Origin of the sequence: Lactiplantibacillus paraxiangfangensis (assembly GCF_036246185.1) — a bacterium.
GTDB lineage: Bacteria > Bacillota > Bacilli > Lactobacillales > Lactobacillaceae > Lactiplantibacillus > Lactiplantibacillus paraxiangfangensis.
Genome location: NZ_BTPW01000011.1, coordinates 63,192 through 88,185, shown reverse-complemented (window position 1 = coordinate 88,185; position 24,994 = coordinate 63,192). Strand labels below are relative to the sequence as shown.

The window sequence follows — 24,994 nt, the reverse complement described above, 5'->3', positions numbered from 1 at the left end:
TTCCTCCTCTATGCCTGAACAATTACAGTTATCGTAAACGGCAACCACGTTCCGGCAGGGCAATCTTGAGCGCCAAAAGAAGTTTGATTGCGATATCTTTGAAAGTTAATTGCGTTTCGCGTGACTGTTAGCTGCCATTCACTAGTACTTCCGGATCCCTGCTGTAAAGAAGAAAATGTCGTAACAGGGACTCCCAAATTGGGTAGCCAATCAGCAATTTTAACTGGTTCTGGGCTTGCTGGTAAAGTCGTTGCAGGTGTAATAATTCCCCAGACTGTCACAATATTTCCATATTTATTCCAACCAATTACACCACTTCGATCACTTGTGTTATGTCCATAAAAACTAGATGCACAATCCATCGTCCCTCTAACCCAGCCGCCACTAACGACTGGCTTGGTCCATGGCGATGGGTGGTCTTCACGAGCAACCTTTACCTCTGTATAGTAGACACGCGCAACTAGTCCATCAATTGTTCCATTATTATCAATTCTGAACTGTACTGAACTTTTACCAGCAGGAACCACAAATGTCCCTGAGTAAGTGTTTATTGATGTAGGAGAAAAATTAACATTAGTTAGTACAGGCTCAATGTCATCATCAAAAATTAAATACACGTCCGAGTTTACGACATTGGCACCTGCAAACGCTTTGACTGACCATGAAACAGTTTCCCCAGCCGTAACATATTTTTTTGAACCTGTAGCAGTTATTTGGTCTGAGTTAACGTTATTCAATATGAATAAATTATCAGTCCCGTTATGATAAAAGCCATGTGTTGCAACTTGCAAACCACTACCAGCGGTATTTCCAGCCACAGACCACTGTTCTGTGCCATTTGGATAGCCTGAATTCATAACCAAATTTTCAGCCCCATACCCCGAATCAGTATGGATTACCTTAGCATCATCAGCTTTAGTTGTTAGACCAATGTCAGTGTACTTGTTGGCTTGGCTAGCTGCACTGGCGACCTCACTCTTGCTGGCAAACTGATTACCGGCAGCTAAAGAATTCGACAAGTCAGCGTTACTTTGCGCCAGCGCCCCCATGCTATCAGCCTGTGACTTTACACCAGTCAGCGTATCATCAGTTTGTTTTTTGGCGTAGGCAACAGAGCTATCGGCCGTACTTGTGGCATAACTTGCAGTACTTTCAACCACCGTACCAGCACTTGTCGTAAAGTCACTGACATCGGTTGTCAGCTTGCTTTTAGCTGCATCAAAATCAGCCTGCAGCTGTTGAACCAAACGATCATATTCAGCAATATACGGCTTAGCTTCATCGGCACTCATATCAACATCGTTGAAAACTTCAAGTCGAATGTTGGCAGTCGATGTTACGTTTCCGCCCTTCTTAAAGGTAAAGTAGGCCCGCTCATATTTTCCTGCAACGCTAGCAGCTGTATTTGGCATTGTCCAAGTGATTTCATTTTTATTTACGGTAACGTGGCTATCAACCACTAAATTTCCAGCGGCGTTCATCCCTCGGAACTCCACGGTGTAGCCCGTCAAATCCATTAACTCACCATTATCCGTGATGACTGCATGAATGGTATCAACACCGCCATCACCAACGCGCAATAGTACGACGGGGTTCAGCTGATTCTGCTTACTCGTATCAAGCGCTAGATTAATCATTGTCTTCACTCCCTTCATCAATTGGTTCCGTATTCTGTTCGCCGGGCACAACATGTTTTTTTAATTCATTGTAGGTAATATCATCCTTAACTAACCGATCACTTTCATACCCGCGTCGCTTGGCTTTTATCTCCCATACAAACGGCGTATTGGGTTGATCACTTTCAACAACAAAAAAGGCTTCATCGCGTGATGAAACCCAAACGTGTGCTGAACTATACGACTGCAAAAAAACCTGATAGGAAACTGCAGTATTTACTGTATCACCAAACAATTCTTCAATCGGAACTTTGACTGACATTGTATCGTCTGTCTTTGATTCACCAATATCGCCAAAATAACTTTCTGCCGTTTCATACGCGGATACGGCTCGAACACCATCACGAGTTGCCACAATGGCATTTTTAGTTCCAATCGTATTGAAGTCACCATATACGATAAGCTTTTTCCCAACATCTAACTTTCCAGCCATGTCAACGTTACCGGCTATATCGGTGTTTGAAAAAAGCGCATTTAGTTTTGAAGTGTCTGAAAATGAATTTCCTATTGAAATCTTGTCTCCCGTGATCTGCATACCATCTTCCTGAATCATGTTAATAGACGGTTTACTGCTATCTGTACTAGCATCATAGGCACTAAGCATTAGTGCACCATGACTACTTAATCCCAAACCAAGATTGTTTTCTAAAAATGGTACTAGTGTACCAATGATAGTATCACCTTTTTCAAACATGAAAATACCTTGGTATATTTTAAATCCGTACCCGCTTGTATTTTTACTTTCCAAATAACTCTGGTCCATATCAAATCTGATAAGGCCGTCATTGCCCACTATTTTCCCGCGCCGAAACACTACGTCGCCTGTATCTAAATCAATTGATAAGTTATTTCCTTTAATCGTACCAGCCACAATGTTAATCGCATTGATGTTAGTGATGTTGATGTTATCACCATCAATGGCATCGGCGGTAATCGCCGTCTTAAACGTCTGCCCGCCATCAAGCGACACGCCTAATCCGCTGCTATTGAGTAAAACAACTTTGTTTGCGTCTGACTTATCAGTGGCAATGATGCCGGCGTCTGTAAATTGCAACTCCGTCCGGGCGCTAAGCAAGTCATTGGTGGCAACTTGAACCTGCTGCGTTAGCCATGAGTTAGGAACCGACGTCTTGCCCGCCGCTACGTTAGCAAGCGTTGCCTGCGATGTTTTTTGTTTATCCGCAAACGACAAACTACCACAAGTAACCTGCGTATTAATTCGGTCACCTTCACCGTTATAGTCACTAACCACTTTCACAATTCGGACCACTTCACTGAAAGCAAGCTTCTCATCAATGACCGTGATTGAATCGCCAGCAGTAGCCATCGCATAATCATAACCAGCCGTCTGTAAATCGACTAGTGACAAGGTTAGTGAAACGGACCAACTCTTATCGACCCGCTCCTTGACCGCTGCTAACAAGTTACTGGTGATTGTATACCGTTCATCAACTACTGGTTGGGCTTCAATAGCACCGAACTTAGGATAGTAATAGTCATAAAGTGGTGACTTATATGCGACTGACAACCGTTGCGAGGTTACATCGTCTGGATTGCTATACGCACCAAACCCACGGCCGTAAGTGGCAAATGAACTGTTATCTGTTTGAATTTCGGCATCAGCAAGGTTGAACCCTTTGCGTACAACCGTGGCTAAATCGGTCCCAATTTTCGGCTTAATATAAACCACTTTGCCCTTTACATAGAACTCCACACCCGCTTGATCGATAATGTCGTTGAAAAGTGTGAGCCGATCCTTCATTCCCCAGCTTTGCTTTTCAAATGCCGCAACCGTTGCCGAGTTAATGTAGTTGTACCCAGTATCCTTAAATAAAGCATTGAGATAAGTCACAAATGTATGTGACCCGTCCCACGTTTCACCAAAACCAGTTTTACTGAATTTGTAGAAGAACTCCTGCACCGCGGTAAAAGCAACCGTATTATCGCTATCGTTGTGTTTAATCGTCACTACTACATACTCGTCGCCATCAAACGACAAGGACCAGCCCTTGTCCATGCTGTCCTTGACCTCTTGACCAAAATAGATGATACCAGTCAGTGATTTTTCACCGTTGACACCATCAGTTTTAGATAAAGTGGCTTGCGCTTGGTGCCCATTATTTTGCACATCTTGAAATGTAATCAATTAGCACCCTCCTTAAGCAAATAAATTCTGAAAGTTTAAAATCTTAATATTCCCTGTAAGCGACGTGGTTACCTTGTTTTGAACTTCTGGTTGGAGAACAAAATAGGCCTTATTGGTCGCATTGACCACACTCACGCCGTTTCTTAGGTAGCTGAAACCACCCAACTTAAACACGTCGCCATTGGCAACTGCGCCCGTGTAAGTGAACTCGGTACCATTCAACTTAATGGATAAATTAGTGCCCGCCTGTGTAGTCGTAAATTGAAAGATGAACCCTTGCTCCAATTGACTACACGGGACGGTCCCACTATAGGGAACAACACCGCTAGGAACAGGTACATCCCGCGCAATACTTTCCCCATAAGGCAGTTTGACCGTACTAAAATCAACTGAAAGTTTATATAACAACGTACCGTTGATATTTCCCTCAAGTTCAACCTTCGGTGCCTGCGTATAAACGAAAAAACGTTTGTTACTGGGGTAATTTTCAAGCTGATCGTAGTAATCGCCATCGTTCTCACCCGGTCGCTCAAATGAAGGCATAGAATCAGTCTTAAACTGGGTAATATAATACCCGCGAACGTCTGAGAACAAAGAAAAAAGACGATTTCTAATCGTCTCCTCTTCGTCCATATCATCCGCACGGTAATATCCCGTCACGCTAATTGATTTACTGTCATGCCACGCACCAAAGTCAATCGAACCGTTGCGATACTCAAGCTGTGTTTGGTTCCGCGTCACATTCGGCGCAGACTCCTCAAAATCGGTTATCAGCACTTTATACTGACTTAGGAGATAGCGCCGTCCATCAATCCTTTCAACTAATAAATCCATGCTCTAACCTCCATATTCCCGAAAGTAGCTTTGCTTGACCGCAGACTGTTGGTCGCCTTCCTTAACAATCGTTTGGATTTTGTCACCCACAAGCTCGTTATGAACCGTGAAAGTTGGCGTGATACGATCACTATCATCAATTGATTGAGTCAGGTCACCAGCTTCGTAGCTAGCCGCCGACATTTGCAAATCGCCATCATGAATTGAATCCACAGCGTTCGCGACTGAATCCGCAAGGCCATCAGCCATACCAGCAACATTCTTTTGAACGACGGAATACTTGGCTTGTAACCCTTCGTTAAATCCATTCATGATTGCGTTACCGGCAGGAATCAAAAGTTTAGCATCATAACTGATTGGTCCCTTGTGATCACGAATCCAGCCAGCAATACCACTGACAAAGCTCTTGACGCTATTAAAGGCATTTTCTAACCCCTGAAGGAAGCTATTAATAATTTTATAACCAGCGTCATATAAACTAAACCAGCTTAAACTACTAAACGTATTCTTAATACCGTTAACAACTGATGATACAACCCATGTAAAACCACTCCACGCTGATTTTGCCGAGCTGACCATACCTGTAGCAGCACTATGAACAACTGATTTAATGCCATTCCACGCACTCGACGTTAACGAATTCAAGCTACTCCAAATACTACTTGCGGCAGATTTCAAACCATTCCATGCTGACTTAGCAGCACTAGCTGCGCCACGAGCAAGACTTGAAATAGTAGACTTAATACTATTCCATGCACTTGATACGCCCGATTTAATACCCGACCATAATCCTGACATGAACGATTTCAAGCCGCTCCACACACTTTTAGCGATGCTGACTGTACTACTGATTGCATGACCAATAGCCGATTTAATACCATTCCACACACTCGTGGCCAGAGATTTGATACCATTCCATAGACCTGAAATAAATGACTTAAAACCATTCCAAACACTCTTGCCTGCTGAAATAATCGTATTCCATACTGTTGTCAGAACACCTTTAATTGCATTCCAGACAGATGAAGCAGCACTTTTAATCGAATTCCATAATCCACTGAAAAACGAGAGTAGCCCATTCCAGATTGATTTGGCATTATTTACAATGTCAGTCCATAACATTTTCAAATCGGCACCCATTTGCGTCCAATCAGCAGTTAACGCATCTAGGACTAACAAGATTGGCCCCATAATGGCATCTTTAATCATTCCCCATAATCCAGAAGCGATACTTACAATTCCATGCCATGCTTCTGTAAGTCCGCCGCTGATTGTAGCCCAGACAGCCGTAAACGCATCACTGACTCCTTGCCAAAGTTCGGCAAAGAATGATGCTAGGCCATTCCAAATGCCTTTTGCAGTCTCAATAATTGCTGTCCAAACTTCTTGGATTGTAGCTGAAAACGCTGTCCACATTTCGCTTGCTGTTGTAGTAATTCCAGTCCATAAGTCACTAAAATATGTTTTAACCCCATCCCAAGCTGCACTGATACCAGCTGTGACGGACAACCATAGTCCAGTAAAGAACGATATAATCGAGTTCCATTTGACCTTAACGGCCTCTACAACTCCACCTATCATTTCACTAATTGGTGCCCATGCTTCACTTACTCCAGATGTTATTGATAACCATAATTCAGCAAACCACTCGACTAATCCGCCCCATAAGTCTTTGATGGACGTTACCGGATTGAGTAGTGAAGTTACAAAGTTTGCAATATCAGTAACTCCGTCTGCGAGAACTTTAACAACTAATCCGATTGCTTGGCCTAATAGATTGAATAGGTCTTGGACAGGTTTAAGTTCTAAGAATGCACTAACAACTTTAACAACAGCACCGATTACCGCACCTAAAATAATGACAACATCTTCAATTATTGTCCAAGCCGCTTTTACAACCGCCACAATTGCGTCCCAAGACGTACTGGCAGCACCTGCCTTCACAAATCCTGAGATAAATGAATTTATGGACTGACCAATTGAATTGTAATAGTCAAGTACTGTCTTAACTACTGAAACAATTGCATTCCAAACTGTATTAGCAGCTGTTCCGCTTTGCTGTGTTTGATCAATAAACCTTCCAATAGCACTAACCACTTCAGCAATGATGCCAACAATTAGGCCAATGGATTTACCTATATTTCCCCATATATTTGATGTGCCACCGGTCTTTGCCATTTTTTCAATAAATGAACTAATACCTGCTATAACGTCTTTAATAATATTAACAACACTATTAATAGCTGTACTAATGATTGTCCATACAGACTTAGTCCCGCCGACAGAATTAAATCCACTAATGACCTGACCAATGATATCGATTACGTTTTTAATAATCGACCACACATTTTTAATTACGCTTTTAACAGTATCCCACACCGTATTGGCTGTGCTTACCGCATCAGTACTAGTCACGACATTTGTAATAGCTGTAATAACCTTACCAATGACATCGGCAACCGTACCGATTACGTTCTTGGCAGTTGTGAATACGCCTACCCAGTCGACTGATTTAAGTGCAGTTCCTAGGGTGTCACCAATCGTTTTAGCAAGGCTATCAACTCCATTTTTAGCACCAGCAACTGGTTCAGTTAATCCCTTCCAGAAATCAGAAATGACTTTGATCACTGATTGAATGGCTGGGCCAAAAACGCTCGTGAACGCACTGCCGACTTCCCCAATAGCATCTCTGAAAGTCTCGGATTGCTGGTAGGCTTTTACAAGCATTGCCACAAAGCCAATGATGGCAGCTAATCCCAAAGTCCATGGATTAACAATTGCACCACCTAAAGTACCAAAAACTCCTTTTAGATTGGTGGTCATTGTGTAAAGACCATTCGAAGCTGAAATAAATCCTCCCATGGCCGTAACACCGGCACCAATAACCGGGGTTAGCCCTACGAAGCTACGGATCGCAGATGCACCCGCCCCCTTTGAAGACTGCGCCCATTCAAGTGTTTGGTTAATTAAGTCAACTAAACTGCCGTTAATTCCCGAAGTTGCCGCCATTGCAGTGTTCCGCAGTGACTCCCAGTTACCGCCAACCTGTTCAATTTTTGAACCAAGGTTCTGTTGCATCTCATCAGCCTGATTCTTGAGGAATGCGGTTGATTCAGCAGTTGAACCACTGACTTTATCTAGTGCCGCAGCATAAGCTGCCCAACTGGTAGTTGTGCTACCACTGGTGTCGCCAATGCTCTTGATTAGTGGAAGCATTGCCTGCATACCTGCCGTATTGAACATAGTCTTTAAAGCTGCCGTCTTTTGCGAAGATGACATGTTATCAGTCGCCGCAGCTACTTCTTTAAGAATCTGTGGGAATGGTTTCATCTTTCCGGACGAATCAGTAAATGATAACCCTAAAGCACTCATTTCTTTACGAGCAGCCTTAGAAGGTGCTTGCATTTGTAGAATGGCATGGTTGAGATCCATTGAGGCTTGCGCCGCACTGAACCCTTTGTTAGTCATTAAACCGATAGCTTCTGACATTTCTGCCATACCAAATCCGGCATTTGAAGCAGTCCCACCAACCGTGGCAAGTGCTTGTTGCATATCTTCAATGGAAGCGTTAGATACGTTAGCCGTTTCAGTAAGAATTGCGGCTGCTTGAGCTGGTGATTTAAGCGAGTCTCCCCAGATGTTCATTGCCTGCTGAACAACCGAAGCGGTTGTTTGCAGGTCGGCACCGGTGGCAGTAGCGGCTTCCGCAATCGCCGGGAATTCTTTAGTAATTGTTTTAATCGACGCACCGTCTTGGGCCATTGATACCATGGCGTCCGCTGCGTCTTGAGCACTTAGGGGAAGTTCCGCCCCCATTCGGTTCGCCATGTCAGCCAATTGTCCAATGTCTTTTGATGTCCCACCAGCAATAACTGCCGCCTTATTTAGGCTTTGCTGGAAGGAACCATACGACTTGAGGGAAGCAACGCCCATTGCAGTCATAGCAGTTCCTGCAGCCAACGCAGTTTTGCTAACTGTAGACATAGCATCATGCGTCCGCTGTGCCATTTGACTAGTTGACTTCACAGCATCATTGACACCGTTTTTTATTTTCCCCATCGCGGACTGAAACGGGGAAATATCAGCGGAGAATGTCGCAACAACTTGAGCCATTAGCTACCACCTCCAAACACCTTGTTCAGTCGTTGGATCATCTTGACGTTAGGCTTATCCGATCGAGCACTCGTTAATTTGTAAACCACTTTGTTTTCAGCGGTATCTAATGTTTTGAAACCAGCCTTAGCAGCCTTACGTGGTTTCTTAGAATTCTGAATGTTCGCAATATTGATGGCTTGTTCAGTCAAGTAGCGCCGCTGGTCGATATCTCGCAAGCGGGCACCGTCCATCAAGGCCTTTGCTTCCCACAGATACAAAGAAAAAGGCATGTCAGGATTATCCGACATGCCTAATCTAGCGAAATCTATTAAGAGAGACTCTTCTTCATTGCGGCCAGCATATCCGCCACGGCTTCCGTTCGTTTTTTTTCGGCTGCCGTTTGGTCCTTGGTTGGATTTGTTTGACCGTACTTGTCGATCTGATCCACCATGTTCTGAGCCGCTTTGTGGAAAAAACCTGATGCCTTCAATTCCGCTGTTAAGTCGTCAACAAACTCGTCGTACTTGCCTGCATCCATATAATCATCTAAGGCATCCTTCACTTGATCGTCCTTGTAAGATTTTGGTAACAGAATGCAAAGTGCGTTGTATGGTGCCATAACATCGCCAGTAACGAATTGAAGCCACAGCTGTGCAGCACCGTCTTGACCGCCGTTTTGTGACAACTCTTTATTGGCTTTAAAAAAAGCCTTGAAATCAAATTTCACTTCAACATCTTTACCTGCAATTTTTACTTTTAACATTTTATATTCCTCCATTTATCGTCTCAGCTCGGCCGCGGCCTACTCGTCTCTGTATCAATCAGTTAATAGTTACTACTAGGCTTGGCTTTCAGGAGTCGTAGTGTCATCAGTGGCAGTTGCGTCAGTGAATTCGCCTTCTGTTTCACCAGGACGTTCTGCAGCATAAAGCTGGTTCAAAGCGTCTACTTGTTCATCACTTAATGGGAAAGTTGCTGGCTTGCCGTCTTTGTCAGTATCTGCCAGCTTGCCAATAATATTGATGGTGTAATCCGCTTCCGAGAATGAATCTTCATCAGAAATATCAAGGCTATCAACAACCCCATAGCCAAACATTGACGGATATGCCTTGTGATCACCTTCAACTACTGCCAGCCGTGGATCAACAATTACCCGCCATACTTTGACTTGGCGCCCATTGTGCTTTGCATCGAGGATAATATCAACTGCTTTGTCACCGGGAACCATGTAAGTCGTTAATTCAATGGAATCTTCATTAGTCGAAGGCGCAATGATACGGCCCATCTTCGTAGTTTCATCTAGAGAATCACCTTCGATATTGGTATCACCGGATTCTTGATGTGCTGGTAGAATCGCTGGGGAACCGACTGGCGCTACTTTGGGGTCAGTTGATTGAATAAAATACCAGACGTCCTTACCACGATAAGGCGTGTCTTTTACCAACTCAATTCCGTTATTAATTGGTGTATCTGCCATTATTGTTTCCTCCTAATCTAAATCGTTACCGTAATTAAAAGCATCGCCCGTCTTAAATCACGGCCGATGCTGTCATCAATACTTGTTTGCGTTGTTAAGCTGTTCCATCGTTTAACCTTACTGATGGACCATTTGACCTTTTGAACATAATTTTCAAAGTCAAACGGTGCCATGGTGCCCTCACAGTAAATATCAATCTGTTGCTCAACTTGGTTCAGCGTATCAAACTTAGTCGAAGCATCAGAATCAGTGTGAACATTGACATGTACCAACGGTAAGGTGTCCTTGGCCTGTGGTTGGTTAAACTTTACCTTGATACCGTCAGCATTTAGCCTGGTATTAAGTGCTTCGTACCATTCACCCATCGTCATTTGATTTCACCAGCTTTACGAAGTGCTTCTTCAAAACTTTGGTAAAAAAAAGGCGTGGCAGCTGAAACCGCCGGACGCATGAAAGGTTTAGAACTCATTTTAAAAGTCCCATACTCATTGAAACTAGAGTATTCAGCTTCTGAAATTAACGTACCTACAATGGCCTTACCACTACCGGTTACTGGCTTAGGATTAATGTTGTTCCGCATAAATCCCGTGCGATACCGGGCTAATGACTTGGCCGTGCGCTGTGCCTTAGCAACAACCCCTTTCATGGCCTCTTTGCCGTACTTATCAGCATTAGCTTGGCTCAAGTCAAGCTGATTTACTAAATCGTCCACACCCGACCACTTCACAGTTGCTCTAATCGCCATTAGCTACCACCTTCCGAAATAATCAGGACGGTTGACTTGCGGTTAAGGAACATCTTATTGACCGTAAACTGCGGGCTATCAGCACTAAATTGAATTCGTTCGGGCTCTGCCACAGCGCCTTTGAGATGAATCTCATAAGCATGCGTGTTAACTAAGCCATAAACCGCCAGTTCATTTGCGCTAGTAATAGGAATGGTTAGACAGTTAGCTGCTACTTGGTCGTAGCCACCGCCACCGTGCAATTCGTCAACCGGCTTGGATTCATAAAGCAGAATAACCCGATCGTTATACCTCATATAAACCACATCCCTGGCCGACGCCGCATGCTAGACTTGCGATAAGGATCAAGTGCATCCGCATACTGTGACAAATCGATGTCTGCCCAAGTATTAGACACGTTACCTTCACCACTGGCAGTCTTACCCTCGTCACCGATACGATTGAACATCTTTACTGTAACGTCCTTAATGACCCAGATAACGGCAGTCGGCAACTCACTGGCTACTTTGCCATCTTGGTTCACATAAGCCAGTACACGATCGGTCGCATCCTTAATCAGGTCGTTCAGCAGATTATCTTGCGTGTCATCATCGATACCGATTCGCAATTTACAGCTTTTTAATACTGTAGCCAGTTCTTCATCAGTCATTGTCATTGAATCACCCCACTAGTGCAAGCAAATCAGGCTTTAGCGCCGTTGACGGGTAGCTGATACCTTTTGCATCTAAATATGCTTTGATGTCGGCCACCGTGTTATCGCTGGTTGGTTTTAGCGGCTCAGCGATTGAAGCCGCTGCTATTCCCCCGTTGAAGCAGGCCCAGCGGTAAAGATAGCCTTCTTGTTGTCGTCAGAGATAAATTGACCAGCTTTACCAGCACCTTGCAACGCGACACCATCGAAGCCTTCTGTTTCAATTGTTCGAGTTGTTACGATCCCAGTAAACGCACGCCCAATGTTGTCAGGGGTAAAGATTACCTGCTTACCGGCCATATATTGCGTTGGCACCTTGGTTACTGTAATGTCGCGGAATGTCGTAATTCCGTTAGAGTCGATATTAACCGCTGAACCCTTGGCACTAGTAACAAGTTGATGGTCAATGATTGCATTGTAAACGTCAGCAGTCACATAAGCACGAATAGGCACAACAACTTCAAGGTCAGTATAAGTCTTGACAGCCTTTTCGAATAAGGCGTTAACATCATCAGTAGTGCCCAAGTCAGATGCAGCACTTGCTACCAAGAATGCGCCTAATTTCTTATTAAACATCCGTGTTTTAGTTTCCGCTTGTAAGGCTAAACGATCAGCGACTGCCGCATTTAAATCATTGTTGACAGTGTAACGGTCTAAGCCTTCATTAAACGCCCATTTGAATGCGTAAGGAACATCTTCATCAGTGTAAATAACTTCTTTCATTTCACCGAATCGGCTTGAATTGCCCGTTCCTGTGCCCATTGCAGTATTAGCGTCGGTGCTATATTCGCCAACGGTTACTGGCATGTCATTAGTCTTTACGCTAAATGCCGTTGCGTTGTTTTGAACGCCGTCCAAGGTTTGAAGTGCACCAAAGGTAGGTGCGAATTGAGACTGAACTCCAAAAACAGTTTGAAGTAATTGTGCAAATTGCTTCTGATAAACTCGAACCGGTTGGTTATTATTTGCGTTTGCCATTAGTAATGGCCTCCTTATTTTTTAGTGTACGAACTTAGTTTCTTTGCAAATGGATCATCGGAACCGTTTAAAGCCGAAGAACCGTTTTGAGGTGGTATCGTTTGGAGCGACTCGTTGACCCGCTTATTGACTTCCTCACTAATTGCCTTATCCAAACCGTCAACCGCCGTCTTGATCGCATCAGCGTCGCCTAACTTGATCAGTTGGTCAGCCAATGACGTTGGTAGCTTTTTGTCAGCCAGTAAAGCCACCGTACTGGTACTTAACTCACGTTGATTTAATTCTGCTTCACGCTTATCAAGTGCCGATTGCCGTGCTTCATCTTCGGCCTTAGCCTTTTCAGCAGCGGACATCTTGGCTAGCTTTGCGCCTTGATTCTTTGCGTCCTCGATTGCCTTGGCTTGGTCAGCTGCCCATTTAGCCTTAGCAGTTTCAACCGCCTTAGCCGCTCGCTTGTCAGCCTCTGAATCAAGTTTTGATTGAAGCTCTGCCGGTGTTAAGGTAACTGATTCTTCTGGATCACTTGCTGGTGGCGTTTGACCACCGTTTGGGTTTGGTTCGGCATTTGGATTTACGTTTTCTTCGCTCATGATAGTTCCTCCTGATTAGCCCAAAACAAAAAGACGTGTTAACCGATCCCAGCCACACCCGAAGGCCCAGCCACGATCACACGTCTTACTGCTTCACGCTATGTAATTTTTGAGCAGTTTAATGACTTACTTAGGTCAAATATTAATGTTGAACAGTAATGCCGATGGTATCGCCAGTCTCTAAAACCGCCATGCCATCACGTACTTCGGTTTCACCCTCAATAGTGATTTGAACAGTCTTATGCTTATCCTTGGCAAGGCTCACAATTTTAATTTTATCGACATCGCTTAGCTTGATTTGTGGCACCCACTCTTTAAGAACACTTAGTAAGTCTTGATTTGTTATTTCTAATCCACTCTTAGCCATGGTATTCCTCCTAATCAACTGCCGCCCAAGTGCACAAGCAATTTGGGTGGTATGGTATCAATCCTTCTGCTTCTTGCAGAGTAAATATTTCGCCCTCGTGATCTAAGCAATGGCGACACGCGCCACTGTTGGCAATCCAAACAACTTTTTTGTAACCGGCCGCTTCCACCATCTCCAACGCTCGTTGATTCATCACTCGTGAGCTTTCGGTGCGTAGGATTCGGCGTGCTTGATAGTCGGCAACGCTAAATTGTTTCCGCAATTTGGCCGTTTCGGTCACTGGGTTATCATGCGTAAGCAGTGCTCGTTTCATCGAAGCCGTTAACTCTGATCGTAACTGGTCTTGATTGGCCCAAATACGATCAGACCAAGTAGCACCGTTCATCAAACGATTAACGATTTCAGCGTCATCTACAACCTTATGGGACTCGTTGCCACCACTGTATAGTTTCCGTCCAAACTGAGCCGTTTTTTTGGACGTTTTGAATAATTGCCCGCTAACTTGCTTAATCAGCTTAGACGCCAAAATAGACGCATAAACATAAGCAGCGTATTGAAGTAGTTCGTCATTGTTGCTTGCCTTCTTCTTCTGTACGTCATTTTTTTTGGCGTCCTCGTCCACTTGATGTTTAAGCCGCTTGTCAGCCAACCGAGAATCATCCGCATGGCTGTAATCGTCATTTTTTTCAACAAACGCATACCAGAAAGCAAGGAACAACGCCATCGTGGCCGCTATATCCTTACGAATCAGCTTGTTGCTTTGGGTTTGTTTGTCTAGTTTGTCGGCGTACGCTTTGGCCTGTTGCTGAACCGTCTGTTTGGGCATTCTTGTCACCGCCATTCAATTGGTAATCACTATCGTCCTTGGCCTGCTCATCCAACATTTGTTTGATTTCGTCAGGATCGTTAATGCCCGGCAAGAAGTTGTAGAAATATGCCTGTGGAAGCGTGGCCCCAGCATCAACAACAGCTTTTATTTGAGTGATGTCGTCCGTTGGCAAGTTGTCACGGAAGGTGAATTTCATTTTATCAACGTCAGTATTCCATCCGCTAGACGCCTTGGTTTCAAGTGCGGCAATAATTTTGTAGCGATTATATAAGCCACGTTCAAACATTCGCCGCTTAGTTGAGGCCAGTTCAACCGTTCCAAGCACCTTGTACTGCATGGCGACACCGCTGGCATTGCTTGCGAAGTTCTCGTCAGTTAGGTCCGGCGTGTGACTAAACTTGTGAATGTCGTTAGCTAGCCGCTGTTTGTAGGCTTCGGCGCCCTGCACGTCGTATTCTTTGTGAATATATTTGGCGTCAGTAGTCGTTTGAGTTCCAGTAGTCGTAAATCCTGACTTGATAAGCAACATGTTGGCGTCTTTCATTTCTTTCAGCAACTCCAACTTCTTACGTGCCAAATCAAGCGCAGCGTCCTTATCAGTTGGGTCTATCCCATCGTTTAGGTTAGCTCCCTCAAGCAATGTATCAATGTCACCTTGGATCACAAGCATGGCTTCATTTAAATCCGTCATATAGTTGGCAGTGTCAGATTGGGCACCGTCATAGGCATCAATTGCGGGAATGACAGTTTCAAAATCACCTAAGCGGAAATTGCTGTTCTTAAACTCAGTGACTGGAAATGCAAAAACATTTTCCTCACTCTCTTGTTTCATCTCGCCGCCCATTTCAGTTGGCATAAAAGTAATATGATTGGCAACCGTCCAGTACTCGGGAACAAATTTAATTGTGGCTTTGTCTTGGTCGTCAATTGACTCGATTTGATGGTAGCGGACGGCGACAATTGGCTGCGGGTCTACGTCTTGAGAGTAAATCACGAACGTATCTAACGGATCCAACCGAACTAGGTGCTCGGTGTTATCCTTGCCGCGGTAAACCAACTCATAGGCACGCCCATACCGTGTCATATCAAGAAATAGGTCGTAGTTTTCGGCATCAGTGTCGTTGGCGTCAACCATCTTATCAAATACCGCATCATCATTTTCAGTCTTGACGTTGATAGGATTGCCAACAGAATAACTGGTTTGAAAGTCAGCGATGTACTTGCCGAACGAATGCGTGATTCGATGGTCTGACTTGCCTTTCTCATGGCGCCGGCTGTCTTGATCCAGAATGCCGGGGTTAAACCCTTTGTAGTAGCGGTCTAACTTCACCAATCGCGGTCGCTGATAGTCATAATGATGCTTAATGAACTTCATCAAGCGGTCTGGTGTCAGACTATCTAAACTTTCCTGATAGACCATATTCGCTTGATCATAATTCTCATAATACTTAACCATGCTTTACCTCCTCCCTTATAATCCTAGGTTCTTAACCGCTTTAACTCGGTCTTGATAGTTCATATAGTGGCCAGCACGCATAAACATGAACGGCTCCATGCTGTAACGTAACGCGTCGACCGCATGGTTGTTTTCATCCTTCGGCTTATTTAACCAGTTGCCGAATTTATCCTGATCATAAACATAGGTATTGAATTCCTCTAAAAGGCCATGCACGCGGGGGTGCACGATATAGTGATACGATTGCATGAACTGGACGCCTTGCATCACACTATCGCTACCCTTGCCAGCGGCTCTGATGTTCGGTACACCATGAACGCGCGATAGTTCCGTAATCATTCGACCCTCGGCACTATCGGCAATAATCGGAATACCGTATGCCTTATGCTGGCCTAACTCCTGCGCTATCTGTTGAGTTAGCAAGTGCTGCTTATAAAACTCATCGTAGATGTAAACAATCCGGTTTGCCTGATCAATCGCCATAAATTCCCCGGCGGTTGGGTCATGCTTGAAACCGAAGTCTAAACCAACCGATTTAGGTAACTTGGCAATTGATTCCATCGTGAAGTCCTTCTGCTCGAATAAGCCCTCAAATACTAATCCTTCCGCAACGCCCCACTCACCGGCGACTGCAACGCGGGCACGATTAGGGTTAGTGATTAGCATATCCTCAAGGCTTTCAATATAATCCTTATCCAAGTGATTGTTATCTTTGTAAGTCGTCGTCAGCGCCAGTGTCCGTTTCTTGCGTGTCTTCTTATCGAAGAACTTGGCCTTTAGCCAACTCTTATCAGACCACGGGTTAAACGTCAGAATTGATTGATAGAAACCATTATCCGGCAAGATACCACGAAGCGATTCTTCAACCGTTTCAAATCCAGATTCAGACTTCAACTCATAGGCTTCTTCATACCAGACACGGCATAAATTGCCGACAGTCGTTTGAATTGAAGTAATCTTTAAAGGATCATCCATACCACGGAAAAACACCTTTTGTCCTGTCGGCTTGTAGGTAATCTCTAACGGGCTAGTTGTGAATTTAAAAAGGTCGCCCACCCCTAACGAGTAAGCAACCTTCTTGATTGTAGCAAACGTTGAATCTTTATGCGTTCCAAAGAACTGCCGGACAACCAGCCAATTGACATAAGGGTGAATCACAATATCAACGATGACTTTTTCAGCGGCTGAGTATGACTTGGCGGAACCACGCGATCCTTTATACGCAATATACCGTTTTCTACTAGTAAATAGCGGATAATAAGCCGGCGATACCATCTTTCGAACATCTAAGTTAATCTCCGGCATCATCATCACCTCCTGTTGACGGTGGTGGGTCAGGCATTGTCACGTTAACGATTACTTGGCCATTAGAATCAGAATTAATATCTTTGGCTTTAGCATCCGCAATATCCGCCTCCGCTTTAACGCGTCGAATCTGTTGTTTAAGCAGTTCAGGATCAGTGACGTTTTCACTATACTTATCCGGATAGTTGTTTTTAAGCCAGAAAATCATGGCGGTATTGTCACCCTTTAACGCCTTTTTAAGCAGTGCGTTTTCTACCGCATAGTTTGCTTCTTCTTTTCCCTTTTTTAAGGCCCGACAAATCTGACTATGACTTTTTTTCCATCGTTCAAGGGTACGAGGTGAAACCCCAATGTTAGCGGCGATTTGCTCGTCAGTTAAGCCATTCATTTTCCAACCACGTAGAAGTGCCAGATTGTCGTTTTCCAGCCATTTTTGGTATCTTCCAGTAGCCATTACATCAAGCACCACCTATCCTTCCAATGCAAAATAAAAGCGCCCCTAAAGGCGTTATGTTGGCTATTAACAATACATTTCGAATACTACCGCTTGCTTGTCCTGATCAATGTACGTGTGGTCGTATGGAACTGCCAAATACATGTTGCAGAATACTAATAACGAATGTAAGTCTTTGACGTCATCCGCTTCGACAACATCTCCCCACGCGCCAACCTTCTTACCAACCAATGTTTTTGCAAATTTTAATGTCCATGTCGTTTTCATAATGCGATACCTCCGAGGCTTTAATGTGTTCTATAACTCCTTCAACAGCTCAGAAGATACCACTGAGATTCTCTTAAAACGAGCTCAAAATACTCTTTTAAGGTAACTTATCGCTCAATATATTCGCCTTTATACATGCCGATATCAAGCTCGCCAATCTTACTAAATGGAATTTCTTCAACCTTTAGTCGTTTACGATAACGTTTGTCGATAAAGTAAATATAGCGTAGCTGATATCCCTTCATTACATTAGCATTGGCTGCGGCTAAATACTTTTTAAAATCATACTTGCCCCCTGTGACATCGTAATAGCTTCGCCCTCCTAATTCCTTACGCGGGGTTGTTGGGTTGCTTTCCAATGTCATTTTATGAATCTTTTCACCACTAGGTAATTGAGCAAGATTATAATTAGCTTTTATTTCAGTCAAAACAAAATTTGATGCTCGATAAATCGTTCCATCACCACACGAGACGGCATCAGCAAAGCTAACAATCCATTTAATTTGTGGGGCATGCTTTTTAATGAGCTTAATTGATAACGATATACAACGGCTTTCACTGTTCCGAGGTAATGCCTCATCAAATGCCATCCGATTGAGTTCAAGCATTTCATTCCAGCCAGTCCCATTAACCAATCCCAGAATTTTACTTTTATCCAGCGGCGGCCCATACGACATAACTCCATGTAGCTCACCATCTAAAAACGCTCCAAAGTGTAAATTGCTGTTGTTTACTACTTTCCCAGAGTAATGATGCTTTTTAATAAATGGAATTGCAATTTTTGATGGAATCACCTTTAAAACTACATCTTTCGCTCTGCCCATTCTTTCACCACCTTAAAAAGAGAGTTACCCATTTTATTAGTATTGCCAAACGTCTCAATACCTTCTTGGTCAACATCCGACAAAGTATTCTTAATCAAATCAATCTGCTCATTGGATAGCGTGAATGTAATCTGACCTACATTAGGCTTATCGCCATCCGGAAGACTAAAATCATCATCAAAATCGTCGTCACTGATTGGTTCATCAAAGCCGAAATCTGCTAAGTCTAAATCGTTAATCTCAGCCATTTCAGCGCCCAAAACATTAAAGTCCCAGTCTGCTAATTCGCCGGTCTTATTGTCAGCTAAGCGATAGGCTTTAACTTGTTCATCAGAAAGGCTGCCAGCAATAACTACCGGTACTTTATCCAGCTTTAACTTCTTAGCGGCCCTCAAACGTGTATGACCAACAATGATCACCCCGCCTCTATCCACTACAATTGGTTGTTGCCAGCCAAACTCCTTAATGGAGTTGGCCGTAGCATCAACCGCACCGTCATTATTCCGAGGGTTATTGTCGTATGGCTTAACCTTATCAATTGACCATTCTTCAACTTTCAAGTTAGGCTGCCTCCTTACAGGTTAATCTCAACGTTCTCAAATTTCTTGTAAGCATCCAAGTAAATCTGGCTTTTATCGCCATTGTACGTGGCTTCATAATACATGCCGTCACTTAACGTCGTACTTAGCAGTGCCTTACTGTTCTGTAGTGCCTTAACCTGCCAAACAATGTAAACATCAGCAGTGGTGATCCTGTTGCCGTCCGTCTTATCCAAATGCTTGTTGGTATAGTCAGCAACTGATTCCTTACACATATTCACAAATTCAATATCGTTCATTTTTATTACCGTCCTTACTTTTCGAGTAAATGAATCCGAATTGCTAATACTTGTGCGTATGTTTCCATCGCATTTGCTTGGATACCAATGAGCTGTCGTTGCTCATCCGGAATATTTGAATTACCTGCAGCAGACCAAGCTTTAGCATCCTTATCCATCAAGTCATCATATTCAGCTTGTAATTTTTCCAATAATTCTTTGTTCATAGTAATTACCATCCTTTTTTTCTAAATTAAAAGCGTCCGATTTAATACGCTTTTTCGGACGCTTTTCAGACGCTTTCGGCCAATTACGCAGGTCATGATCTATCTTCCTGTCAATCGGCCACTGTAATCCCTCTGGAGTTCGTTTAATCAAAATGATCCCACCTAATCCATAGCTCACCTGCACAAAATAGTGCTGTTCCAGTAGCCCATATAATGCTTTCCGGTCGTTTCTTAATGACACCTAGCACTATCAAGAAGATGCATACTAATAAGCAAACAATCATAAAACTTCTATCCTTCATCTCATCACCTAATTTTCTGTATCAAAAAAACCCAGCATTCGAAGACTGGGCTTTACACGAAGACTAACGCCAACGACCGAGAGGAGCACGTCATCTCCATTTAAATCGTTGGCAACAGAGTGAGCTGGACTTGAACCAGCAACTCAACTAGTGAGTAACGACTTAGCAAGCCGCTGCAGTACCGTTATGCTTACCACTCCTTAATAGGCAGGCAATCGTATCAATTAATATATCCATTTGGAGGAACAGAACATTTTGATACCTGCCTAATGGCGGCGGTAGGATTCGAACCTACTCACCCAATGGGACCGGATTTACAGTCCGGCACAGCTCACCATCTCTGACGCACCGCCATGAATGCAGGTAATGAAAGCCCGGGGTGGCTTACCTACAATTCGATAATACTAATATAGACCCCTTTTTTGCTAGAATGTTCCGGATACCGTCCGGATTCAGTCCGAAAAGCGTCCGGATTGTGTCCGGATTTATTTTTTGCCATCATCGCCCTTCTTAACTCGCAGTTCATGCGGATAGAACATGGGAAATTTGAACATAGCTTCCTTCCGATACTCATAAAAGGTTGTTTTAGACAAATCTACGCCATACTTCTGCATGTAGTGGTAACAGCAGTCCTCAACCTTGTGGAACTCAACAAATTGCAACTGAAGGACGGTGGCCAACTGGTCAGAATGTTCATCAACTTGCCCCATCAACTTAATGGCGTTAGTGATCATGGCCATTTTGAACTCATTTTTTTCTTGCAAATGTAATCGTGTAATTTCTTTTTCTTCCTCGTGATTAACGTTAGTTGCACTAAGCAGCGTCCCATCATAAACCTGCCCGGCTAAATGATAAGCTCGCAATTGTTGCTCCTTAATCACCAGACCCTTATACCCTTTCAATTCGTGCACTACATTTTTAATTGTTGCATCATCGTCATAATCATCACTCTTAAAAATTGGTTCGATCAACGCCGCCACCCCTTAACTTGACTGTGATATAATTAATTTTGTAGGAATTAATCGTAGCGCAGCCTTTAGGGCTGCGCTTTTTATTTACTGTTTTCCACATACTCCGCAATATACTTGTCAGCTGGCAAAACGAATTTATGTTTATCATCAGTTTTGGCAATATAGTTTATTCCATTCATACTCAGCTGAATTTTTGTGACTTTAGGTTCTTTATCGTTATCCGGTCCATATGGATTACCGTAAAACGGAAATCCAACACGAACCTGTAACTGAGTCGGAACTAGTCCACCAGTGCTTCCGTCCTGTAAAAAATCGCCTAGTCCGACACTTTGTAATGCAATAATTTTCATTTTTTCATCTCCACTTGGTAGCCATCAAGCCACGCACGGGCAAATATTTCTTGACTGTCATGCTGTCTAAAGAAATTACTATACTCACGGATCTTAGATTGACTAATGATATTATTTTTAACTAACTGCTTCGGTGTAGTATTCAATACCCAATAAATACCATGTTTGTGAATATTGGCATACCTAATTACATCAATTACTATCTGCGGAATTGTCGGATATTCAATATACTGTTGCTTAAAATCTTTATCCGCCAACACTTTAATCTCGTCTGATTCTTTGACAACCCAATAGCCAATCTCAAAAACTATTTCTATATCGTCAACTGGCAAATCATCATCAGGCTCTGGTTCATCATCATTAATAAATATTGAATAGTAAACGGGTGCTCTTTTATCTACATCCATTATGCTGCTTGGAATAATACGATATCCAAACATCTTTTTTTGACTACCATCGAACTGTTCGGCCTTAATCGTGGCCGTCTTCCGATAAATTTTAATCATTCCTACTCCTTCGGCGGGAATGCTGCCCGCAACTCATCACCATGTTTTTCCAGCAGATCCGTGCCAGCTAGGCTAATTCCTACGCAATCATACCCAAGTATGGCTTTAAGGCCGCCTTTATCCATGCAACAGATCTTCTTGAACTTGCCAACAAAGACGCCGTATTTGTAGTTATTTACCCAAATTAGTAAAGTGTTGCCTTCCCACGTATAGTCCTCAATATATGGGTTACGAATGAACCTGATAAAATCTAAATTTAATTTACTCATGTTTAATCCTCCCCAAATAGTTCAAACGCTTGCTTACGTTCCTCTGCTGTTGGTTCCTTAACTTCAATCAATAATCTTCATCCTTTCAGCAATAACTTTGATGACAGGCACCGTCACGCTATTACCAGCCTGCTTATATAACTGACTATCACTTAGTCCGGCTTCTTTCGCTCGATTAAATGCCCAGTCTGGGAAGCCTTGTAGTCGCCAACATTCACGTGGAGTCAACTTGCGAACTTTAATCCCATTATTCACAAACGTATTGTCACTAAACGACCCAGCAGTTACAGTAGGTGAAATATCTTTAATCCCACCGTGGTTAAATCCATGAGGGTTAACGATAATCTTTGGTTCACGCCCACCACCCTGCATTGTGCTAAGTGTTGGAGAAATCCCCTGCGGATCATAGACACGCCCAGTCTGAGGATTGCCACTGAAGTAATCCACGTCCATGACGTTTCCAACCTGCTCTACGCTCTTCGATTTACCTTCAACAACATACGATCCGACTCCTTGTGAGTCACTGTATCGCGTGGTAAGGGTGTTAGCGACCGGTCCATCTTGCTTATTAGCTTCTCGGTAAGCTTCTGTGATAGGAAATACTTTGCTGGTACGTCGTCCTCTAAGATGTCCGATAATGAATATACGTTCCCTGTGCTGAGGCACGACTTCTGCTGAATCGAGAACGTCCCATTCACAGTCGTACCCGATTTCGTCCAATTCAATTTGAAGTTTGAGGAAGTCAAACCCGCCGTTAATACTAAGTAAGTTTTTAACGTTCTCAATGAGTAAATAGCTGGGGCGATCTTCTTCTTTGAGGTCTCTAATAAGCCCTGTAACTGTAAAAAATAAAGAACTACGTTTTCCGGCAGTGATTCCTTTTTGCTTTCCAGCAACACTGATGTCTTGGCAGGGGAAGCCGAAGCACCAGCAGTCTGCTCGGGGTAACTCATCAGCTCTAACTGCTCGTATGTCACTAGCGTTCCACACTCCTTTCACATCATAAATAGCTTGATAGCTTTTTCTAGCAAAATTATCCCACTCAACCCAGCCAACACATTTGTGACCGGCTTGCTCCATTCCCAAATGAAATCCACCAATACCAGCAAACAGGTCTAAAAATTTCATCAGATCACCACCATCCAAGCGTGAACAACTAGCCATACCACAAGGCCAAGGAGAACAACGATGTAAGCTATGCACAGCCCAATGGCGCCGATGCTTCCAAATATTTCTAGCACATCATCAATTGCATCAGTAATCCGTTTCATTCGCCACACCTACTTTACTTTCGTGCTTGGCTCGCGGGCGCTCCACGCCGTGTTGTGCTGCGTGTAACCTCATGCGCCGCCGCTTCTTCTTAATCGTTGACCGCTTTGCATGCTTTCGTTGTTTAGCCATTGCTTATTCTCCTTTCTCGTTTGGATCAACTTCGAACCAGCCCTTGGCACACATCAGTTTCCACTTGTAGTCATCAGACTTAATTACATGGTTCAAATGTTCACAGCGATTAAATGCATCACCGTACCGCTTGTAAATCTTGGGGTAGTTCTTCATAATTTCGCCATCAAAGGTCAGTACGACCATATAGGCCACTACCGTCTTACGTCCCATCTTTAGTGCTAAATCAGTCATTTTTAGTCTCCTCAACTTTAATTTCAATTCTCGGCTGCCGGCCATACCGCTTACTTGCGGTCAAATCAGTTATTAGCGCGTCATCTTGCCAGTAAATGCCGTGAAGCGCGTCCAAAAACGATTTCACGTAGTTATCTAGGTCCGGCTTGACTACCGGCAAGTGCACACCCTTGATTCGTCGCTGTTTTTCGACTTTAGACAGGCTTTGTTGTACTGACCGGTAAAACACTACGCTTACCGCCAAGCTACCTGTCAGGGGCTGTCCACGGTATGTCAGCGTGGCCTCCTCGGCAACGGCCTTTTTAAATAGTCGAACCTTTGGCGGATCGTAAACGATGATCTTGCGACTTCCACGCCCACGTCCTATTGACGACTTTGGTCGCTGCTGTTGAATTGGTTCCAACATAAACACATGTTCAATCCGCATACCCAACTGCCTCGCGTCCCATCGATGTAATGGTCATCGTCCGCGGGCTATCTGGCACCCGCGTAATTAGTTTTGACTTCTCTAGGTCCTTCAACCGGCTAAACACCGTGCTGGTTGATCCAATCCCGGCCAACGTGCCCAACTCTCTGATGGTCGGTGCATAGCCATGCGCGCCAATGTACTGGTAAATACATGTTAAAAGATGCATATCATTTTCTGTTTTTGGCCTCATTTTCAATCACTCCGTTCTGCGTTTACACTTGCCTTGAATTCGTAGTACTTGCAAATCTTGAACCCGTTGACTAGTTGCCCATTTCTAGACGCATTTCTAACTAGATACGGGGCTCTGCCTAACTTGTGCGCCATTTCTGTGGCAGTCTCAGCATCAACAATCTGATTGCCTTTTTTACCCTGCCAATGAGTCCATCGTAATTTGTACTTACGGGTCAAACTTACAACACGGCTTCTGGGCAAGCACAAGCGGTGGGCAATCATATCAAAACTGGTCACCCCCTGATGCATAGCATCAAGGATAAAACGAGCCTGATGTTGTTCATCCGCATTTATCGGTGTGACGGTCATGCCGCGATAGTACTCGTCATCGGTTAATAACCGTGCATCATCACGAACAATCCTAACTGGTCCCGTCCACTTACCACCGGCACGCTTTAGCTTGACCAGCTTTGACAAATCCGCATGCGATCCTTGGGCCAGAATTCTGAATCCACTACGCTCCTCTATCAGAATCGGCATAGG

Annotated in this window: 33 protein-coding genes, 2 tRNA genes and 1 pseudogene; all 36 read right to left on the bottom strand. The window is 43.8% G+C overall.

What is annotated here, in order from left to right; all coding sequences use genetic code 11:
- Window positions 1-8 precede the first annotated feature (8 nt).
- Window positions 9-1,637: a BppU family phage baseplate upper protein gene (locus AAA939_RS07680; protein ID WP_338230751.1), complete on the bottom strand. Its 1,629-nt coding sequence runs from the start codon at window positions 1,635-1,637 to the stop codon at window positions 9-11.
- Window positions 1,630-3,822 (bottom strand): phage tail protein, encoded by a 2,193-nt coding sequence (locus AAA939_RS07675; protein WP_338230750.1) that lies wholly within the window; start codon window positions 3,820-3,822, stop codon window positions 1,630-1,632. Before AAA939_RS07675 ends, AAA939_RS07680 begins: the two co-directional genes overlap by 8 nt.
- A gap of 12 nt (window positions 3,823-3,834) precedes the next feature.
- The gene (locus AAA939_RS07670; RefSeq protein ID WP_338230749.1) at window positions 3,835-4,656 is read right to left on the bottom strand and encodes a phage tail domain-containing protein; all 822 of its coding nucleotides are present in this window, start codon (window positions 4,654-4,656) and stop codon (window positions 3,835-3,837) included.
- 3 nt (window positions 4,657-4,659) lie between these two features.
- Window positions 4,660-8,769, bottom strand: a complete 4,110-nt coding sequence (locus AAA939_RS07665) for a phage tail tape measure protein (RefSeq protein WP_338230748.1) — start codon at window positions 8,767-8,769, stop codon at window positions 4,660-4,662.
- On the bottom strand, window positions 8,769-9,041 hold the full coding sequence (locus AAA939_RS07660) for a hypothetical protein (RefSeq protein WP_338230747.1): 273 nt from the start codon (window positions 9,039-9,041) through the stop codon (window positions 8,769-8,771). Before AAA939_RS07660 ends, AAA939_RS07665 begins: the two co-directional genes overlap by 1 nt.
- A gap of 38 nt (window positions 9,042-9,079) precedes the next feature.
- On the bottom strand, window positions 9,080-9,514 hold the full coding sequence (locus tag AAA939_RS07655; protein ID WP_338230746.1) for a tail assembly chaperone: 435 nt from the start codon (window positions 9,512-9,514) through the stop codon (window positions 9,080-9,082).
- Window positions 9,515-9,589: 75 nt separating this feature from the next.
- Window positions 9,590-10,228, bottom strand: a complete 639-nt coding sequence (locus AAA939_RS07650; protein WP_338230745.1) for a phage major tail protein, TP901-1 family — start codon at window positions 10,226-10,228, stop codon at window positions 9,590-9,592.
- 17 nt (window positions 10,229-10,245) lie between these two features.
- Window positions 10,246-10,599 (bottom strand): hypothetical protein, encoded by a 354-nt coding sequence (locus AAA939_RS07645; protein ID WP_338230744.1) that lies wholly within the window; start codon window positions 10,597-10,599, stop codon window positions 10,246-10,248.
- A complete protein-coding gene (locus AAA939_RS07640; RefSeq protein WP_338230743.1) occupies window positions 10,596-10,973 on the bottom strand; it encodes an HK97-gp10 family putative phage morphogenesis protein in 378 nt (125 codons plus the stop codon). The genes AAA939_RS07645 and AAA939_RS07640 overlap by 4 nt, the downstream gene beginning before the upstream one ends.
- Window positions 10,973-11,269: a hypothetical protein gene (locus AAA939_RS07635; RefSeq protein WP_338230742.1), complete on the bottom strand. Its 297-nt coding sequence runs from the start codon at window positions 11,267-11,269 to the stop codon at window positions 10,973-10,975. The genes AAA939_RS07640 and AAA939_RS07635 overlap by 1 nt, the downstream gene beginning before the upstream one ends.
- Window positions 11,266-11,628, bottom strand: a complete 363-nt coding sequence (locus AAA939_RS07630) for a phage head-tail connector protein (RefSeq protein WP_338230741.1) — start codon at window positions 11,626-11,628, stop codon at window positions 11,266-11,268. The genes AAA939_RS07635 and AAA939_RS07630 overlap by 4 nt, the downstream gene beginning before the upstream one ends.
- Before the next feature lie 4 nt (window positions 11,629-11,632).
- Window positions 11,633-11,749 (bottom strand): annotated as a pseudogene (locus AAA939_RS07625) (HeH/LEM domain-containing protein); the annotation flags it as partial.
- Window positions 11,750-11,769: 20 nt separating this feature from the next.
- Entirely contained in the window at window positions 11,770-12,642 is an 873-nt protein-coding gene (locus AAA939_RS07620; RefSeq protein ID WP_338230740.1) for a phage capsid protein, read from the bottom strand.
- A 14-nt stretch (window positions 12,643-12,656) separates the two neighbouring features.
- On the bottom strand, window positions 12,657-13,232 hold the full coding sequence (locus AAA939_RS07615; RefSeq protein ID WP_338230739.1) for a DUF4355 domain-containing protein: 576 nt from the start codon (window positions 13,230-13,232) through the stop codon (window positions 12,657-12,659).
- A 142-nt stretch (window positions 13,233-13,374) separates the two neighbouring features.
- Window positions 13,375-13,599, bottom strand: a complete 225-nt coding sequence (locus AAA939_RS07610) for a hypothetical protein (RefSeq protein WP_338230738.1) — start codon at window positions 13,597-13,599, stop codon at window positions 13,375-13,377.
- A gap of 10 nt (window positions 13,600-13,609) precedes the next feature.
- Window positions 13,610-14,425 carry a minor capsid protein gene (locus tag AAA939_RS07605; protein ID WP_338230737.1) on the bottom strand — a complete coding sequence of 272 codons (816 nt, stop codon included), beginning with the start codon at window positions 14,423-14,425 and terminating at the stop codon, window positions 13,610-13,612.
- Window positions 14,340-15,884, bottom strand: a complete 1,545-nt coding sequence (locus tag AAA939_RS07600) for a phage portal protein (RefSeq protein WP_338230736.1) — start codon at window positions 15,882-15,884, stop codon at window positions 14,340-14,342. Before AAA939_RS07600 ends, AAA939_RS07605 begins: the two co-directional genes overlap by 86 nt.
- 15 nt (window positions 15,885-15,899) lie before the next feature.
- A complete protein-coding gene (locus AAA939_RS07595; RefSeq protein ID WP_420915233.1) occupies window positions 15,900-17,189 on the bottom strand; it encodes a PBSX family phage terminase large subunit in 1,290 nt (429 codons plus the stop codon).
- Window positions 17,176-17,643, bottom strand: coding sequence for a helix-turn-helix domain-containing protein (locus tag AAA939_RS07590; RefSeq protein WP_338230733.1), 468 nt, complete (start codon window positions 17,641-17,643; stop codon window positions 17,176-17,178). The genes AAA939_RS07595 and AAA939_RS07590 overlap by 14 nt, the downstream gene beginning before the upstream one ends.
- Before the next feature lie 66 nt (window positions 17,644-17,709).
- The gene (locus AAA939_RS07585; protein ID WP_338230731.1) at window positions 17,710-17,910 is read right to left on the bottom strand and encodes a hypothetical protein; all 201 of its coding nucleotides are present in this window, start codon (window positions 17,908-17,910) and stop codon (window positions 17,710-17,712) included.
- A 107-nt stretch (window positions 17,911-18,017) separates the two neighbouring features.
- Window positions 18,018-18,734 carry a Mom family adenine methylcarbamoylation protein gene (locus tag AAA939_RS07580; protein ID WP_338230729.1) on the bottom strand — a complete coding sequence of 239 codons (717 nt, stop codon included), beginning with the start codon at window positions 18,732-18,734 and terminating at the stop codon, window positions 18,018-18,020.
- Complete coding sequence (locus tag AAA939_RS07575) at window positions 18,713-19,294, bottom strand: ParB N-terminal domain-containing protein (RefSeq protein ID WP_338230727.1); 582 nt, start codon at window positions 19,292-19,294, stop codon at window positions 18,713-18,715. The genes AAA939_RS07580 and AAA939_RS07575 overlap by 22 nt, the downstream gene beginning before the upstream one ends.
- 14 nt (window positions 19,295-19,308) lie before the next feature.
- The gene (locus AAA939_RS07570) at window positions 19,309-19,572 is read right to left on the bottom strand and encodes a DUF6275 family protein (RefSeq protein WP_338230725.1); all 264 of its coding nucleotides are present in this window, start codon (window positions 19,570-19,572) and stop codon (window positions 19,309-19,311) included.
- Between the two features lie 14 nt (window positions 19,573-19,586).
- Complete coding sequence (locus tag AAA939_RS07565; RefSeq protein WP_338230723.1) at window positions 19,587-19,778, bottom strand: crAss001_48 related protein; 192 nt, start codon at window positions 19,776-19,778, stop codon at window positions 19,587-19,589.
- 417 nt (window positions 19,779-20,195) lie between these two features.
- Window positions 20,196-20,280 (bottom strand) — tRNA-Ser (locus AAA939_RS07560).
- 70 nt (window positions 20,281-20,350) lie between these two features.
- Window positions 20,351-20,433, bottom strand: a tRNA-Tyr gene (locus tag AAA939_RS07555).
- 132 nt (window positions 20,434-20,565) lie between these two features.
- The gene (locus AAA939_RS07550; protein ID WP_338230721.1) at window positions 20,566-21,051 is read right to left on the bottom strand and encodes a hypothetical protein; all 486 of its coding nucleotides are present in this window, start codon (window positions 21,049-21,051) and stop codon (window positions 20,566-20,568) included.
- Between the two features lie 80 nt (window positions 21,052-21,131).
- The gene (locus tag AAA939_RS07545) at window positions 21,132-21,401 is read right to left on the bottom strand and encodes a hypothetical protein (protein WP_338230718.1); all 270 of its coding nucleotides are present in this window, start codon (window positions 21,399-21,401) and stop codon (window positions 21,132-21,134) included.
- A complete protein-coding gene (locus AAA939_RS07540; protein ID WP_338230716.1) occupies window positions 21,398-21,907 on the bottom strand; it encodes a hypothetical protein in 510 nt (169 codons plus the stop codon). Before AAA939_RS07540 ends, AAA939_RS07545 begins: the two co-directional genes overlap by 4 nt.
- A 2-nt stretch (window positions 21,908-21,909) precedes the next feature.
- Window positions 21,910-22,176 (bottom strand): hypothetical protein, encoded by a 267-nt coding sequence (locus AAA939_RS07535; RefSeq protein WP_338230714.1) that lies wholly within the window; start codon window positions 22,174-22,176, stop codon window positions 21,910-21,912.
- Between the two features lie 63 nt (window positions 22,177-22,239).
- Entirely contained in the window at window positions 22,240-23,304 is a 1,065-nt protein-coding gene (locus AAA939_RS07530; protein WP_338230712.1) for a DNA cytosine methyltransferase, read from the bottom strand.
- A 126-nt stretch (window positions 23,305-23,430) separates the two neighbouring features.
- Complete coding sequence (locus AAA939_RS07525) at window positions 23,431-23,577, bottom strand: hypothetical protein (protein ID WP_338230710.1); 147 nt, start codon at window positions 23,575-23,577, stop codon at window positions 23,431-23,433.
- 3 nt (window positions 23,578-23,580) lie between these two features.
- Window positions 23,581-23,811: a hypothetical protein gene (locus AAA939_RS07520; protein ID WP_338230708.1), complete on the bottom strand. Its 231-nt coding sequence runs from the start codon at window positions 23,809-23,811 to the stop codon at window positions 23,581-23,583.
- Window positions 23,804-24,238 carry a RusA family crossover junction endodeoxyribonuclease gene (locus AAA939_RS07515; RefSeq protein ID WP_338230706.1) on the bottom strand — a complete coding sequence of 145 codons (435 nt, stop codon included), beginning with the start codon at window positions 24,236-24,238 and terminating at the stop codon, window positions 23,804-23,806. Before AAA939_RS07515 ends, AAA939_RS07520 begins: the two co-directional genes overlap by 8 nt.
- Window positions 24,228-24,470, bottom strand: coding sequence for a LexA family protein (locus AAA939_RS07510; protein WP_338230705.1), 243 nt, complete (start codon window positions 24,468-24,470; stop codon window positions 24,228-24,230). Before AAA939_RS07510 ends, AAA939_RS07515 begins: the two co-directional genes overlap by 11 nt.
- A 2-nt stretch (window positions 24,471-24,472) precedes the next feature.
- Complete coding sequence (locus AAA939_RS07505; RefSeq protein ID WP_338230703.1) at window positions 24,473-24,991, bottom strand: hypothetical protein; 519 nt, start codon at window positions 24,989-24,991, stop codon at window positions 24,473-24,475.
- Between the last annotated feature and the right edge of the window lie 3 nt (window positions 24,992-24,994).

Bases quoted from the DNA above. Each gene is read 5' to 3' on its own strand.
- AAA939_RS07680 (WP_338230751.1), bottom strand. From the start codon at position 1,637: ATGATTAATCTAGCGCTTGATACGAGTAAGCAGAATCAGCTGAACCCC.
- AAA939_RS07670 (WP_338230749.1), bottom strand. From the start codon at position 4,656: ATGGATTTATTAGTTGAAAGGATTGATGGACGGCGCTATCTCCTAAGT.
- AAA939_RS07665 (WP_338230748.1), bottom strand. From the start codon at position 8,769: ATGGCTCAAGTTGTTGCGACATTCTCCGCTGATATTTCCCCGTTTCAG.
- AAA939_RS07660 (WP_338230747.1), bottom strand. From the start codon at position 9,041: ATGCCTTTTTCTTTGTATCTGTGGGAAGCAAAGGCCTTGATGGACGGT.
- AAA939_RS07655 (WP_338230746.1), bottom strand. From the start codon at position 9,514: ATGTTAAAAGTAAAAATTGCAGGTAAAGATGTTGAAGTGAAATTTGAT.
- AAA939_RS07650 (WP_338230745.1), bottom strand. From the start codon at position 10,228: ATGGCAGATACACCAATTAATAACGGAATTGAGTTGGTAAAAGACACG.
- AAA939_RS07645 (WP_338230744.1), bottom strand. From the start codon at position 10,599: ATGACGATGGGTGAATGGTACGAAGCACTTAATACCAGGCTAAATGCT.
- AAA939_RS07640 (WP_338230743.1), bottom strand. From the start codon at position 10,973: ATGGCGATTAGAGCAACTGTGAAGTGGTCGGGTGTGGACGATTTAGTA.
- AAA939_RS07635 (WP_338230742.1), bottom strand. From the start codon at position 11,269: ATGAGGTATAACGATCGGGTTATTCTGCTTTATGAATCCAAGCCGGTT.
- AAA939_RS07630 (WP_338230741.1), bottom strand. From the start codon at position 11,628: ATGACAATGACTGATGAAGAACTGGCTACAGTATTAAAAAGCTGTAAA.
- AAA939_RS07620 (WP_338230740.1), bottom strand. From the start codon at position 12,642: ATGGCAAACGCAAATAATAACCAACCGGTTCGAGTTTATCAGAAGCAA.
- AAA939_RS07615 (WP_338230739.1), bottom strand. From the start codon at position 13,232: ATGAGCGAAGAAAACGTAAATCCAAATGCCGAACCAAACCCAAACGGT.
- AAA939_RS07610 (WP_338230738.1), bottom strand. From the start codon at position 13,599: ATGGCTAAGAGTGGATTAGAAATAACAAATCAAGACTTACTAAGTGTT.
- AAA939_RS07605 (WP_338230737.1), bottom strand. From the start codon at position 14,425: ATGCCCAAACAGACGGTTCAGCAACAGGCCAAAGCGTACGCCGACAAA.
- AAA939_RS07600 (WP_338230736.1), bottom strand. From the start codon at position 15,884: ATGGTTAAGTATTATGAGAATTATGATCAAGCGAATATGGTCTATCAG.
- AAA939_RS07595 (WP_420915233.1), bottom strand. From the start codon at position 17,189: ATGCCGGAGATTAACTTAGATGTTCGAAAGATGGTATCGCCGGCTTAT.
- AAA939_RS07590 (WP_338230733.1), bottom strand. From the start codon at position 17,643: ATGGCTACTGGAAGATACCAAAAATGGCTGGAAAACGACAATCTGGCA.
- AAA939_RS07585 (WP_338230731.1), bottom strand. From the start codon at position 17,910: ATGAAAACGACATGGACATTAAAATTTGCAAAAACATTGGTTGGTAAG.
- AAA939_RS07580 (WP_338230729.1), bottom strand. From the start codon at position 18,734: ATGGGCAGAGCGAAAGATGTAGTTTTAAAGGTGATTCCATCAAAAATT.
- AAA939_RS07570 (WP_338230725.1), bottom strand. From the start codon at position 19,572: ATGAACGATATTGAATTTGTGAATATGTGTAAGGAATCAGTTGCTGAC.
- AAA939_RS07565 (WP_338230723.1), bottom strand. From the start codon at position 19,778: ATGAACAAAGAATTATTGGAAAAATTACAAGCTGAATATGATGACTTG.
- AAA939_RS07545 (WP_338230718.1), bottom strand. From the start codon at position 21,401: ATGAAAATTATTGCATTACAAAGTGTCGGACTAGGCGATTTTTTACAG.
- AAA939_RS07540 (WP_338230716.1), bottom strand. From the start codon at position 21,907: ATGATTAAAATTTATCGGAAGACGGCCACGATTAAGGCCGAACAGTTC.
- AAA939_RS07535 (WP_338230714.1), bottom strand. From the start codon at position 22,176: ATGAGTAAATTAAATTTAGATTTTATCAGGTTCATTCGTAACCCATAT.
- AAA939_RS07530 (WP_338230712.1), bottom strand. From the start codon at position 23,304: ATGAAATTTTTAGACCTGTTTGCTGGTATTGGTGGATTTCATTTGGGA.
- AAA939_RS07525 (WP_338230710.1), bottom strand. From the start codon at position 23,577: ATGGCTAAACAACGAAAGCATGCAAAGCGGTCAACGATTAAGAAGAAG.
- AAA939_RS07520 (WP_338230708.1), bottom strand. From the start codon at position 23,811: ATGACTGATTTAGCACTAAAGATGGGACGTAAGACGGTAGTGGCCTAT.
- AAA939_RS07515 (WP_338230706.1), bottom strand. From the start codon at position 24,238: ATGCGGATTGAACATGTGTTTATGTTGGAACCAATTCAACAGCAGCGA.
- AAA939_RS07510 (WP_338230705.1), bottom strand. From the start codon at position 24,470: ATGAGGCCAAAAACAGAAAATGATATGCATCTTTTAACATGTATTTAC.
- AAA939_RS07505 (WP_338230703.1), bottom strand. From the start codon at position 24,991: ATGCCGATTCTGATAGAGGAGCGTAGTGGATTCAGAATTCTGGCCCAA.